Here is a 14646-nt window from a genome sequence, read left to right as displayed (position 1 = left end):
CCACAAAATTATGGTTATTTATGTGCTACTGAGGATAATCTAAACAAAAAAAAAGCCTCTTGGGGGATTAAGAGGCTTTGAGTTAGGAGATTTTATTCAGAGAAGATGGTTAATCTTTTCTGTATTTTACAGTTAACCTTGAATCAGTGTTAACGCGTTTTTCATTGCTTCTTTTGTTGAACATTCAACTTGACGAATGTTAGCGAAACGGTCAGATTCTTTTACTGGAATATCATGAGCAAGGATGATGAACTTAGCATTCGCAACATCTTTTGCTGTCAGTTTATTTACCAAGCCATTAGACCCTTGTGTTTCAACTTTAATCTTGATGCCTGCTGCTGCGCCTGCTTTCTCTAGTGCTTTTGCTGCCATGAACGTGTGCGCTACACCTGAAGGACAACAAGTAACCGCAAGAACATCATACTCACCTTCGCCAGCTACTGGTGCTGCTTGAGCTTGTACTGGTGTTGCTACTGCTGTTTCATCTTCTACAACTACTGGTTTCCAGAAGCCAACAATAAGTGCTGTTGTTAGTGAACCTAGTGCAATACCTACAACATACATAGGGATGTTGCTAGAGACAGGTGCTGTAATTAAACCGCCCCAAGGAGCATGAAGTAATACATCAGTCATGAAACCAAACACACAACCAACCATGCCGCCAATTACGATAGATGGAAGAACACGCATTGGGTCATTTGCTGCAAATGGGATAGCCCCTTCAGAGATACCAATTGAACCCATGATTGCTGCTGCTTTACCTGCTTCTTGCTCTTCTTTAGAGAATTTCTTCTTAAACATGAATGTTGCAAGAGCCATACCTAGCGGTGGAGTACAAATCGCGATACCAACGCCACCCATTAGCCATGGTTGTGTATTTACTTGTGTTTGAGCGAATAATGTTGCTACTTTGTTGATTGGGCCACCCATATCAAACGCCGTCATACCACCAAGAATCGCACCTAGAACCGCTTTAGAAGAACCCGCCATTGACGCTAGGAATTCATTCATCGCAATCATGAAAGAAGAGATAGCCGCACCTAAGCCCCACATTACGATACCCGCAGAGACTAGCGTACCAACTAGCGGGTAAATAAAGTAAACCCCTAAAGCACTTAGATGCGCAGGAATAGGAAGCTTCTTAAGTTGAAGAACCACACCACCAGCAATAAAACCTGCAACGATACAACCAAGGAAACCACCACCTAAATCAGCCATAATGCCTGATGCAATAAATGCTGGCGCTAGTGCAGGTTTGTCCGCAATAGAGTAACCAATAAAGCCACCCAAAATGATTGGGAAAAGCACAAGACCTTTAATCGCGATAGTAGAAATATCCGCTAAGATACCTGTATCAGGAACGGCACCTTTACCTGTCGCCATTACCGCTAGAGCCAAAAGTACCCCACCCGCAACCACGAATGGAAGCATGTGAGATGTACCAAAAAGCAAGTGTCCTTTTAATTTGGATAGTGTTTGTTTCCAATCACCAGATGGTTGAGTTGTTGCAGTCATCGTTGACATAAAAGTAATCCTAAAGTGAATAAAACTAAAAGTTATGCCAATCACAGTAAGTAAGTGTTCAGAAATAGCGAAGGAAAAAGGCTTGAAAACAAGGCAGAATTTTTCGATAAGTAGTTATTCTACAATCAAAAATTCTAACGCAGTTATCAAGTCTTTTAACCAGCTAGGATGACCAGTTATTTACTACGATTGGTATTAATTAATCAGTAAATCTAAAATGTCTTGCTCGGTCGTCGCTTTTTGCATATCTGCAATTAGGTCATCACCGAATTTTTCAAATAACGCTTGTAGTGCATAAATGTGATGATCGCCGCTTTCTGGTGAGGCAATCATGAAGAATACCGTTGGTTGATCATCATCAGCGCCGTATTCAATCGCCGTTTTTGATACGCCAATCGCAATAGCTGGTTCAATAACCGCGGCATTTTTTGTATGAGGGTAAGCAATACCCATATCAGAAGTCACACACTGCGCTTCACGCTCATAAATACCCGCTAAAAAGTTTTCTTTATTATCGATACGGTTATTTTTTAATAACATTTCAGCTAACTCAGAAATTACGCCATCTTTCGTTGTCGCTTCTAAGTTCAATTTAATTAAATTAGTATTTACTAGTGTGGTGATCATAATGTTTCCCTTAATAAGAATTTTTACTTAATTCAAACTGCATTAAGTTGATGAGAGAATAATATGAATTAAAGTGACTCTTGGTAAGTTGATATTTAAAGCATTTACTGGACTTTTGTACCTACAGAATCAAAGTGTGATGGTAGTAACAATTAGGGTTATAAAAAGAAAACAAATAACTACAACTGAACCAAACGAAAAATAAAAAACTTAATTAACAGTAACTTAAATGGTAAGTAGATTATTAAGTAAGAAATAACGCAAAGTACGGAAATAAAACATAAGGCCGAAAGGAAGAAAATGAGAACTAAGCCACATTAAATATGTGTCATCTAATGTGGCTTATTTAAAATATAGAAGAAGAAGTAAAAAACACCCGTTCGGATTTTTAGATACTTAGTAATAATAAATCCATAACAAACTAAGATAGCTCTAGATCATTAACGATGAGATTCTTAGTACTACGTTTAGCGTTATACAATAATTCGTCTGCCGCTTTATAAGTATTTTTATCTGGGGAAAATCTGCTTAACCCACCACTAATGGTAATGGATATTCCATTATCCCAAACTAATGCCTCTATTGCTCGTCGAATATTTTCAGCAATATCTATACTACGAGTTTTATTACTGGTATCAAAAATAACCACAAACTCCTCACCACCAATACGATAACACTTATACTCACGCCCTAAAATTCGGATAAGTGCACTAGCTACTTTAACTAATATTTCGTCACCAAAATCATGACCATAATTGTCATTAATCGCTTTAAAGTTATCAATATCTAAAATTAAAAAATCATGCTCAATTTTTGCTGACTTTTCATAGTCAATATTGAACTTTCGACGATTCAAACAATTTGTCAGTGGATCTGTGAAATTTTCAATATTTAAGTATTTTATTCTTACAATCGTAAAGAACAGTAATATCGATATAAGCATCAACACACTAAATGATATCTTTAAGAAAAACATCGTTTTTTCATGATCATCACTTAAATGATCATTCTCACTTTGTTTTAATTTATTAGAAATCAACAACTGGTAATAATTATTTTGCCTTTTATCTATTAAGGCATAATAACGATGATTAATATCATAAAGTTCTGATATATTATTTGTTTGATGATAATAATCAAATAAAGTGTTATACACAATTTTTGCGTATCTTGCCTGATTATCCTGATCTACTATAGAAAGTAATTCTTCTTTTTTTTCTTCTATATATAAAAAATCTTTTTTTCTAAATGATAATTGAAATTCCGCAACAGAAACAAGCGTATCCTTCCCTAACAAAAGTCGCAGCTGATCTTTCTCTAACTCCTCTTTCGCTACCGACAAGCATTGGCTCGCTTGTTCAAGTTGCCCAAGATGAGTGTAAGCCTCTGCCTTCAAGCCAAGCGTATATATATAATAATCACGCCAATCTTCTTCAGTGTAAGAAGCTTGGTGTGGCTTTACCATCTCAAGCATATTTAATGCATCTTGGGGCTTATTCATCGCTAATTTATTTTCAGCAAAACTTAATCTTGCCTGATTTTTTAATCTATACCAATCGTTAGATTTATCAGAATATATAATCTCCTCAATAATATTATTAGAAAATTCATACTCTTTAAAATAACTAATAGCAAGTGCTAAGCTTAATTCACCTGATGCTATTTTAAAATCATCACCACTCTCATTTGCTATTTTTATATAGCTAAGAATAGGATCTATCATTCCAAATAGGTCATTGTCTTTGTATTTTAATGTCGATATTTTATCTAAAAAATACAGCTTATCATCACAACTAAATGAGCCATTTTCAAAAACAATATTTAAAATTGCAATTCCTATTTTAGGGCCGTTTGGATAAGCAAGAATAGGACGAATACTTTCTGCTATCGCTTTAATATTTTCACTATATTCATGCTTATCAAGACGATTAAAATCATCAATAATACGGCATTCTAATGGCTCACAATTCTGAGTAAGCGATACTAATTGCTGCTCGTAATCCGTCAAACTAACACTATCATCATGATTATGAGATAACTCATTAACAATAAAAACAATGGCATTGGAAATAATGATTATTCCAGTGATAAATAGGATTACTTTTTTCATTCTGATTATTATAAAAAAGAGAGGAGTATACACCTAAAACTTCTATTCACAATCTGTTAAATGCATTTATTATTCCCAGGTAAAATACCTTCCTTCCCCCTTTACTTCACCATGGTTCGATAGTCTGACGGGGTATAACTGGTCTTATTTTTAAATACTCGATAAAAATAATTCACGTCTTGAAAACCACAACGCGTAGCGACTTCAGTTAAACGGAAGGTATATTTCTTCAACATGAATTTTGCACGTTCAATACGCACCCAAGTAATATAATCTGCTAGCGTCATATGCCCTTGCTGCCTAAACATACGAGACAAATGGTTTGGCGAAATATTAAAACGACTAGCGATATTATTTCTATCAATACTACGATGGAAGTTTTCTTGGATATAAATGCATATCCCTTGATAAAGATCTTCACTGCGCTTTTTAGGAGAAATCACATCATTTGGCTCACCTAACATTGTTTTGCTATAACTCAACAATGCCAAAAGTAGATACTCATCAATCTGGTTTTTATTCGGTTCACGAGCGAGAGCATTTAGCGCTTCTAAAATATTATCAATCGCATGGCCAGTTCGAGTTTGAATACTGTACTTTTGCACATCATAGAAACCCTCTTCGCCCTTACGCTTACTCACTAAACTGAACCCCACTTGCCTGCGACCAAAAAGTAAACTAAGCACTGAGCAATCTTCACTCCAAACGGGTTTGTTCCAGCAGTTTGGTGGGATATAGAGTGCGTCTCCCGCCATGATTTTAACTTCAGTAATCCCAATATCTGGATCTTCAATCTGATTTAAATATTCACCGCTGATCACTAACTCTAAACGAGGAAAGTTAACTTGGTAACAACATGAGGGGGGCGTCACTTTATCGCCTGCAAACCAGATCTGATTAAAGCTTTCTCTTTCTGACAGTAGCGCCTCTAAAACAGTATTAAATACTAAACCCATGCTCATCACTTACTAAAATTAACCACACTTTTATCTACCAACCCCATCAAAATCAGGACGTTATTGATAAATAACCCATCAATAACTACATAAAAATAACAATGTAAGTCATTATTTATTAAGTACTTTTTTGACTTGTGCATTATAGCTTTTTGGATTTATAAAAATCAGAGCTGAATCACACTTGGCTTTAGAGGATACAAAAATCCAGTAAATGCATTTCTCGCACACTTACCAATCTATCTCATCAGAATCACACTATTCCCACACAAGACATCCACCCAAATGGGAATAACTTATGATTACTGACTTAATCAACGAACAGCTAATTTGCTTAGATCTTGCAGCAAAAACCAAAGACGACGTTTTTTCTGAAATGACAGAGCATCTTTTGCAACAAGGTCGAATCAATGACAAGCAGGTATTTCTTAATGATATCTACGCAAGAGAAGAATTAGGAAATACAGGCTTTGAAGAAGGCGTCGCACTACCACATGCGAAAAGCTCGGCGGTTATCTCCCCTGCAGTCATGATTGGTATCAGCAAGCAAGGTATCGAATATGGCGCTGAAGATGGGCTACCGTCTCGACTGTTCTTTATGATTGCCTCCCCTGAAAACGGTGCAGATCATCACATTGAAGTACTGGCTGAACTTTCTTGTAAACTAATTGAAGATGGATTTATTGAAAAATTCCTAGCCACAACATCACCAAAAATAGCGTTAGCGCTACTGCTTGAAAAAACAAAAAACACCAACACTGGTGAAGCAACCAATGGCTTTTTAATTGGTGTCACAGGCTGTCCTGCTGGCATTGCTCACACCTACTTAGCCTCTGAAGCACTAGAAAAAGGCGCGGCAGAATTAGGCTACACCATCAAGGTAGAAACTAACGGCTCTATTGGCGTTAAAAACAGCCCTACCGCAGAAGAAATCGAAAAGGCGGAAGCAATTATTGTCGCGTGTGACAAACAAGTAGATCTGACTCGCTTCGCAGGTAAAAAGCTAATCCAGACTAACGTTAAAGCACCGATTAAAGATGCAAAAGGCTTAATTACTCAATCTCTTACACAGCCTCCTTTTGTTGCTGATACAACTAAATCAAGCTCAGATAACAAAGGCAGTGCTTCTCAAACACGCTCAGATATTTATCGTTACCTAATGAATGGCGTATCACACATGATCCCATTTGTTGTCACTGGCGGTTTATTAATCGCACTGGCACTTGCTCTAGGTGGTCAACCGACAGAAAGCGGTATGGCTATCCCTCCAGGTAGTTTATGGAACAAAGTATTAGATGTTGGTGTTGTTGCCTTCACATTAATGATACCAATTCTTGCAGGTTACATTGCGTACGCAATTGCTGATCGCCCTGCACTTGCTCCGGGCCTAATTGGTGGTTGGATTGCAAATAACGGTTCTTTCTATGGTGCTGAAGCCGGTACTGGTTTTATTGGCGCTATCATTGCGGGTTTACTTGTGGGTTACTTTGTTAAGTTTATTGCCAACATCAACTACCACAAGTTCATTCAGCCTCTTGTGCCTATCGTTATTGCACCGATTACAGGTTCACTATTCATCGCGTCATTATTCATTTTTGTAATTGGTGCACCGATTGCTGATTTGATGGATTCACTAAACGTACTACTAACCAACATGAGCACAGGTAACGTTGTTCTACTTGGTATCGTTCTTGGTGGCATGGCAGGCTTTGATATGGGTGGTCCATTCAATAAAGTTGCCTTCCTATTCTCTGTCGGCATGATTGCGAGTGGTCAAACTCAATTCATGGGTGCGATGGCGTGTGCAATCCCTGTTGCTCCACTAGGTATGTCACTAGCAACGGTTATTGGTCGCAAGTTCAACATCTTTGAAGAGTCTGAAATTGAAGCAGGTAAAGCCTCAGGTGCCATGGGCCTAGTGGGTATTTCTGAAGGTGCCATTCCATTTGCAGCACAAGATCCGATCTCTGTTATCCCTGCCAACATCCTTGGTTCTATGGTTGCCGCAGTAATGGCGTTCTCATTTGGCATTACAAACAGCGTTGCTCACGGCGGTCCTGTTGTTGCTCTACTTGGTGCAATGAATAAACCGGTATTAGCACTGGCTTGTATGGCAGCGGGCGCAACCGTAACCGCATTGGTTTGTGTTTCTATTAAAAAAGCTCGCCAAGCTAAATCGTTTTCTGTAGCGGCAGCCTAACCTTCCCTTTCTCCAGTGTTTTCTCTCTTGATTCAGTAAAACAAGATTTGAAACGCACTGGAGAAGTTTTCCATTGATGACATCGAGTGCATTATGAATAAATCAACTCAACAATTCTTTTACCCTATGACCAATGTAATTCAAGATTATGCATGGGGAAGCTTCACCTCTATCGAAGCTCTATTTGATATAAAAAACACCAGCAATAAGCCACAAGCTGAATTATGGATGGGCGCTCACCCAAATGGCTGCTCTACCGTTACCATTAATGGGCAACCAACCTTATTGTCTGAGCTGATCAATCAAGATCAAACCGCCTATTTATCTTCGTTAACGGCAGACCACTTTGGTGAGTTACCATATTTATTCAAAGTATTAGCGGCAGAAAAAGCATTATCAATTCAAGTTCATCCTAATAAACAACAAGCGATGGCAGGCTACGATAAAGAAGAACTATCAGGCGTTGCGCTTAATGACTTTAATCGTAATTATAAAGACAGCAATCACAAACCAGAATTGGTATACGCATTAACACCTTACAAAGCGATGAATGGTTTTAGAGAATACCAAGAGATCATCAACCTATTTAACCAGATGGCTCTGCCTTCTCTTGAAGAAATCATCACACGTTTTGAACAACAGCCAAACTCACAAGGCCTAAAATGTTTCTTTAAAGCGATTCTGTCATTAACTGATGAGGCAAAAGAGTCAGCATTAGCAGAGTTAGGTCACTTCGCCAGTAATAATAAACAGAGTGAACTATTTGCTTTAATTGATGATTTATCAATTCAGTACCCAAATGACATAGGCTTATTTACTCCATTAATTCTTAATGTCATTACTCTGCAGCCGGGTGAAGCCATGTACTTAAATGCGTGTACGCCTCATGCTTACATTAATGGAACTGGGCTAGAGATAATGGCGAACTCAGACAATGTGCTGCGCGCAGGGTTAACCCCAAAATTCATGGATATTGATGAGCTTATGGATTGCACAGAGTTTGTAAGCATTCCAGCAGACTCCTTGATTATGCAACCTAACATTATTAATGGAGGGATGAATTACCCTATCCCTGTGAGCGATTTTAAATTCTCAGTATTTGCACCTGCTGATGACCTACCATTAGAAACACACAGCGCAGAGATCTTGTTTGCGATTGATGGTGACATGACACTGAATCACTCAACGGGGGAAACGATTAACGTACCTAAAGGGCATTCTATTTTTGTTCCAGCTTACGCGCACCAATACACATTAAAATCTAGCGGGAAAGTGGCAAGAGCGTATAACTAACGGTTAGATCTAAAGATAGAAATACGCTGACTTAGCACTGTTGTTAAGTCAGCTTTTTTACTTATAACAGCTGGCACATGGCGTATAGCATCAACGCCTGTAACCCTTTTGGTTGTCTCGTATTTACCAAGCGTTGGCTAAACTCTTCAGATAACATATTACGAGTTAAATAGGTCGCGGCCATAATCATAGGCTTGCTTGGTTTTTCAGGCAGAACTAAGGCAATAATTAAGTTTACCTCTCCCATTTTTGATGCCCAATCCACCGAGTAATCACTGCGAATGATCGCAATTGTCGGTTTCTCAACATAAGGAGAAATAACATGAGGTAAGGCGATTTGTTTTGCCATTGCCGTTGATGATCGTTCTTCTCGCTTTATCAAAGACAGCAACAATTCATCAGACTCTTGTGGGTAAATGAGCTGCGACAGACCTTTTAAAATCTCAAATTTAGATAAGATGGCTTGCGCCTTTACATAATGGAAATCAACTTCACAGTTAGGGGTTAATTGCGGGCGGGTATTAACAATCGTTTCTGAGAAATCACACAGTTTATCAGAAGCAACAAAATCAAAGGTGGAAGCAAGCAAGTCAGTCAGAACAAAGTTAGCCCACTCAGCATCAATTCCTACCGTTACTAATTGGCAAAAATCTCCCGGTCTTAACCCTATTTTTAGCAAACCCAATGGACTTTCGGCGTCGCTACTGAGGTTTTGAGTAATATTATCGATATATACAAGGCTCTGAAACTTTTTAGCAAGCCGAGTGAGTTGGCTCGCCACTTGAGGTGGCAAGCCTTGCTCTTTCACAAAGAAGGTAATGCGATAGTCGATAATTGTCGACATCATTATGAAAGGTGTTTTCTCAAAATAGTGTCTACATCTGTCAATATAGATTCAATACTGTATTGCTTAGTATTAATGCCTAAAAAACGACTCTTATTTTCAATTTCGATATCTGATGCAATGATAACAAGATCTGCATTCACAATATCCACAGGTGTAAGTACTTCTTCGACACCCATTGCGCCTTGAGTTTCCACTTTGATTGACACTCCCAATTTCGCAGCCGCCTTTTTAAGCACATCAGCTGCCATGTAAGTGTGTGCAATTCCGGTTGGACACGCTGTTACTGCCACAATTTTCATGATTTACTCTTAACTGGTAAAAATTCAAATAACTCAATGTATTCACAAGATACTAATTTAAATAACAATACATTGGCTATTTCTCTCTCATTTATCATAAAGTGCTTTAGCATCAATTAATAAGGAGCAAACTCACACTTTACTACAGAGGGTACAATAATCCAGTAAATGCCTTTTTTATCCAGTTATTAAAATCCAAAGATCCACTAACATGGCCAACAAATTATCGATAAAAAATGGAATCGTTATGAATATCACCTCTCTTATTGACATTAATGTTATCTGTTTAGACCTAAAATCAACGTCTAAAGAAAGCATTCTTGAAGAGATGGTTAATATATTAAACGATGCTGGAAAACTGTCGAATAAACAACAGTTTCTAAGCGATGTGTGGGCGAGAGAAGCGATTGGGAATACGGGTTTTGAAGACGGTATTGCTATCCCTCACGCCAAAAGTACCGCTGTCATTACGCCCTCCGTCGCTATTGGTATTAGCCGCACAGGCATTGATTATGGTGCTGAGGATGGGCTTCCATCTGATGTCTTTTTTATGCTTGCATCAACCGATGGTGACGACAATCAACACATCGAAGTATTATCACAAATATCCATTCGATTAATTGAAGATGGTTTTACCGACAAGTTAAAAGCCGCGCAAAGCAAAGAAGAAGCTTTAGCCTTGTTTACTGATTCAATTCAACCAGAAGAAGCACTGACTTCAACAACCATAGCTGAACCACAAGCTGAAAAAAGTGAACTCTCTCGCGGCTTAGGTCGTGCTAAAGAACACTTACTCTTTGGCACCTCACACATGATCCCCTTTATTGTTGCCGGTGGGGTTTTACTCTCTTTATCTGTCATGATCTCAGGCCATGGCGCCGTACCCACAGAAGGGGTCTTGGCTGATATTGCGCAAATGGGCATTGCCGGATTAACCTTATTTACCGTGGTGCTTGGTGGTTACATCGCTTATTCCATTGCTGATAAACCGGGATTGGCCCCGGGAATGATTGGATCTTGGATCGCTGTTCAGCAATACAATACTGGATTTTTAGGGGCAATCATCATTGGTTTTTTTGCAGGGTTTGTCGTTCGTACATTAAAGCAAATTAAGCTGCCAGAAAGCATGACCTCGCTTAGATCTATTTTTATCTATCCGCTTATCGGCACCTTCATCACTTGTGCGGCTGTCATGTGGGTAATTGGCGCACCAATCGCTAATACCATGACGCTGCTAAATGAGTGGCTTGCAAGTATGGCAGGTTCAGGAAAAATGGTTTTAGGTGCAATTCTTGGCGCAATGGCAGCCTTTGATATGGGAGGCCCAATCAATAAAGTCGCTACTCTATTTGCTCAAACTCAAGTGAATACGCAACCTTGGTTAATGGGTGGTGTCGGCATTGCGATTTGTACTCCACCATTAGGCATGGCGCTAGCGACCCTCTTATCACCTAAAAAATTCAAACGAGAAGAGCGTGAAGCAGGCAAAGCGGCTGGCATTATGGGGATGATAGGCATTACAGAAGGCGCAATTCCATTTGCAGCTGCCGATCCTGCTCGTGTTATCCCAGCTATTGTTGCCGGTGGTATTGTTGGCAACGTAACTGGATTTTTGTTTAACGTATTAAATCATGCGCCATGGGGTGGCTGGATTGTATTACCCGTTGTTGATGGGAAATTTGGTTATGTGGTTGGTACCCTACTGGGTGCATTAACCACGGCACTTATTGTTATTTCATTGAAGAAAAATGCCGTAGAAGATGAGGATAAAGAGATCCGTGAACTTATCTTAACTGCCGTAAAAAATGAAGGCGAAGCGGATGTATTAGCGGTGACAGCCTGCCCATCAGGAGTGGCTCATACCTTCCTTGCTGCCAAGAGTTTAGAAAAAGCCGCACAACGATTAGGCATTAAAATAAAGGTCGAAACTCAAGGGGCCGATGGCATTAATAACCGCATTACCCCATTAGATATTAAAAACGCTAAATTGGTTATTTTTGCTCATGATGTAGCAATAAAAGAACCGCTTAGATTTGCCGGAAAACGCACTCTAGATATCAGCACTAAAGAAGCAATGTATAATGGTGAGGCACTACTTAATTCGCATAAAACGAAGTAATCGAACTTTATACCATTCTCAGATAATTGCGTAGGAAAAATCGATTTTAACAAGCAAGAATGATCAAATACTTATGTAGATTGGTATTAGATACAATCCAAAAAGGCTCGAATTAACTGCAAATGAGGTTCAACCAAATCTTGATGGTTACTTCGATATCCTCCGCCAACCACGCAGGCAATAGGGATGTCTTTTTGCTTGGTAAACGATCTCATCCAACGATCTCGTTGATATAAACCTTCTGTTGATACATCTAAGTAACCTAACTCATCATCACTATGGATATCGACACCTGCATCATAAATAATAAGATCAGCTTGATGATGATTGACCGCCAGTTCAACCACTTGCTTAAACGCCTCTAAAAACTCAGCATCTTGTGTTCCTATTGATAATGGCACATCGTAATCAGAGGTAGGTTTACGCGCAGGGAAGTTTTTATCGCAATGAAAAGAGAGCGTAATAATGTCATCGCGATCCGCACACAACGTCGCAGTTCCATCACCATGATGCACATCACTATCAATAATTAATACTCTATCGATCCCCTCTTGCTGTAATGCATGATGAGCTGCCATCGCTAAATCATTCACCAAACAAAAACCACTACCAAAATCGTAATGAGCATGATGATAACCGCCACTTAAATGTACTGCAGATCCATACTCTAACGCCTTATCTACGGTTAAACAGGTGCCTGCTGTTGAGGTTAATGTTCTTTGAATTAACAACTCACTCCACGGAAAACCAATGCGTCGCATTTTAGCGGCAGGTAACGTTCCAGAAACTAACGCATCAATATAGTCTTTATCATGCACTTGTTTAATCGCATCAACTGTAAGTGCCGTTGGCTCAAAATAACAGAGAGGTGCATTTGAATAATGGGATTGAATCGCTTGGTATAAACGCTGATATTTTTGAATAGGATAGCGATGTCCTTTTGGAAGATCTAATTGCGAGTAAATTGGATGATAAATTAACGGCAACATGACCAAGTAGCCCTATTCTAAAAATAAAAAAAGAGCAGCTATTATGGCTGCTCTCTATCAATACACAAGAGGGATCTCTCTGTCTAAAACTTAATTGTTTATCGCCACACGCTTTGTCATTGCTTTACTGAAGGCTTTATTAACAAAAATAGTAATAAATACAGGAAGCAACCAAGAAGTATGAGAAGCATACAAGGGTAACCATTGCTCACAAAACGCGTTCATGCCCTCTGGTAATTTATCCAGAATATGCAGCGCATCAATCGTACCAAACAAAGCAGCAATACATACTACCGTAGTGTGGCTCATTGAAATCGCAGGTTTCTCTGTGCTTGTTTTCTCTGGCATCAAGATCATCGCAATGATAAGCGCAATCGCAATCGGGCATAAGATCAGAATTGCAGGCAAACTCACCTCAATGATAGTCTCTAACCCTACGTTTGAAATGATCGCCGTTAATACCATAATAACGGTAGCACTCACTTTAAAGGTGATGCCGTAAGTATTCTTATAGTACTCAGAGTTCGCATTAGTTAAGCCGATCGTAGTCGTTAAACACGCCATTAAGGTAATGGCTGCCAATAGAAGTTGACCTAATACCCCAAACTCCCCTGCCGCATAACGCGTTAAGATCTCGCCACCATTACTGGCACTTGGTGCAATTTCAGACGATGTTGAGCCTAAATAGCCCATTGCTAAATAACATAATGACATCAATACAGAGTAAATAACGGCAATGCGTAACGTGTAGTAAGAAATGGCTTTTTTACTCTCAACACCTTTGCTACGAATGGTTTGAATTATAACCCAACCAAAGGCTACCGCTGCGATGGCATCCAATGTCATATAACCTTGAATTAACCCATTTACCGCAGGCGCTTGCTCATAAATCTCAATAGCTTGGCTTGGAGAACCTAATGGATTTAATAATGCCGCGACCACCAATATAGTTAGCATGCCAATTAACGCGGGTGTCATGATTTTACCAATGTAATCCACTAATTTACCCGGTTTTAATGCTAACCATAACGTCAGAGCACAGAATAAAGCAGAGAACACCATTAACCCATTACCTGAATAGAAAGGCTTAATGCCCATTTCATAAGCAACGGTAACAGCACGAGGCAATACAAACGCAGGGCCCAATGTGGTTAATACCAAGAACCAGAATGAACGGTCCATCCACTTTGGTAAGGCTGATGTCAGCTTATCTGCAGAAGATAAACGGCCTAATACGACCAAAGTGATTGCAGGCAGACCAACAGCAGTTAATAGAAAACCACCAATAGCAATAAGCCAATTATCGCCAGCTTGTTGTGCCATCAAGGGTGGATAGATTAAGTTACCTGCACCAAGAAAGAGTGCAAATGTCATAAAGCCGATAGCGGCGAGATCTCTTCTTTTCAAACGACATACCTTTTATAAAATGAAACAGGGTGTCAATTTGGCTAGAAGATGATAAAGAAAGGGTCTTAGTTATCCGCCAGCCTAACTGACGAATAACATAATCGTCAGTATCAGTTAATGACAACGACGACAGAGATAAGTGCGTAAGCATGATGCTTAGAAGCAGTCAGTAAAGCTGCTTGATGTTTTTTGATGCCTGTAGACATAACTTACACACTCTAGAAAAATAATTGTCCTTAAGCTAAAGGAATTACCGAAGATTGTAAAGCCTAATT

11 protein-coding genes are annotated in these 14646 nt (G+C 39.2%); 3 read left to right on the top strand and 8 right to left on the bottom strand.

The annotated features are described in order from the left end of the window. Window positions 1-132: 132 nt before the first annotated feature. From F8B77_RS07770 to F8B77_RS07755, 4 genes are all read right to left on the bottom strand, one after another. Window positions 133-1524 carry a PTS fructose transporter subunit IIBC gene (locus F8B77_RS07770; protein ID WP_151654885.1) on the bottom strand — a complete coding sequence of 464 codons (1392 nt, stop codon included), beginning with the start codon at window positions 1522-1524 and terminating at the stop codon, window positions 133-135. 195 nt (window positions 1525-1719) lie between these two features. After that, on the bottom strand, window positions 1720-2151 hold the full coding sequence (locus tag F8B77_RS07765) for a PTS sugar transporter subunit IIA (RefSeq protein ID WP_151654884.1): 432 nt from the start codon (window positions 2149-2151) through the stop codon (window positions 1720-1722). A 421-nt stretch (window positions 2152-2572) separates the two neighbouring features. Next, on the bottom strand, window positions 2573-4261 hold the full coding sequence (locus F8B77_RS07760) for a GGDEF domain-containing protein (RefSeq protein WP_151654883.1): 1689 nt from the start codon (window positions 4259-4261) through the stop codon (window positions 2573-2575). 101 nt (window positions 4262-4362) lie between these two features. After that, window positions 4363-5217, bottom strand: a complete 855-nt coding sequence (locus F8B77_RS07755; RefSeq protein WP_151654882.1) for a helix-turn-helix transcriptional regulator — start codon at window positions 5215-5217, stop codon at window positions 4363-4365. 298 nt (window positions 5218-5515) lie between these two features. Here F8B77_RS07755 and F8B77_RS07750 point away from each other — a divergent pair, with 298 nt between their 5' ends. Together F8B77_RS07750 and manA are read left to right on the top strand one after the other, a co-directional pair. Next, window positions 5516-7417 (top strand): PTS fructose transporter subunit IIABC, encoded by a 1902-nt coding sequence (locus F8B77_RS07750; protein ID WP_151654881.1) that lies wholly within the window; start codon window positions 5516-5518, stop codon window positions 7415-7417. A 93-nt stretch (window positions 7418-7510) separates the two neighbouring features. Then, complete coding sequence (manA, locus tag F8B77_RS07745) at window positions 7511-8710, top strand: mannose-6-phosphate isomerase, class I (RefSeq protein ID WP_151654880.1); 1200 nt, start codon at window positions 7511-7513, stop codon at window positions 8708-8710. 61 nt (window positions 8711-8771) lie between these two features. Here the strand turns inward: manA and F8B77_RS07740 are convergent, their stop codons facing one another. Together F8B77_RS07740 and F8B77_RS07735 are read right to left on the bottom strand one after the other, a co-directional pair. After that, complete coding sequence (locus F8B77_RS07740; protein ID WP_151654879.1) at window positions 8772-9557, bottom strand: PTS sugar transporter subunit IIA; 786 nt, start codon at window positions 9555-9557, stop codon at window positions 8772-8774. Next, window positions 9557-9856: a PTS fructose transporter subunit IIB gene (locus tag F8B77_RS07735; protein WP_122031986.1), complete on the bottom strand. Its 300-nt coding sequence runs from the start codon at window positions 9854-9856 to the stop codon at window positions 9557-9559. The genes F8B77_RS07740 and F8B77_RS07735 overlap by 1 nt, the downstream gene beginning before the upstream one ends. A 247-nt stretch (window positions 9857-10103) precedes the next feature. Between F8B77_RS07735 and F8B77_RS07730 the strand changes: the two genes are divergently transcribed. After that, window positions 10104-11975: a fructose-specific PTS transporter subunit EIIC gene (locus tag F8B77_RS07730; protein ID WP_151654878.1), complete on the top strand. Its 1872-nt coding sequence runs from the start codon at window positions 10104-10106 to the stop codon at window positions 11973-11975. 86 nt (window positions 11976-12061) lie between these two features. Here the strand turns inward: F8B77_RS07730 and F8B77_RS07725 are convergent, their stop codons facing one another. Both F8B77_RS07725 and brnQ read right to left on the bottom strand, forming a co-directional pair. Continuing rightward, window positions 12062-12964, bottom strand: a complete 903-nt coding sequence (locus tag F8B77_RS07725; RefSeq protein ID WP_151654877.1) for a histone deacetylase family protein — start codon at window positions 12962-12964, stop codon at window positions 12062-12064. A 90-nt stretch (window positions 12965-13054) separates the two neighbouring features. After that, complete coding sequence (gene brnQ / locus F8B77_RS07720) at window positions 13055-14371, bottom strand: branched-chain amino acid transport system II carrier protein (RefSeq protein WP_151654876.1); 1317 nt, start codon at window positions 14369-14371, stop codon at window positions 13055-13057. Window positions 14372-14646: the final 275 nt, after the last annotated feature.

Origin of the sequence: Aliivibrio finisterrensis, assembly GCF_008933155.1 — a bacterium.
GTDB classification, from domain to species: Bacteria; Pseudomonadota; Gammaproteobacteria; order Enterobacterales; family Vibrionaceae; genus Aliivibrio; species Aliivibrio finisterrensis.
The sequence above is the reverse complement of the archived record's forward strand: the minus strand, read 5'-3'. Positions and strand labels throughout refer to the sequence as shown.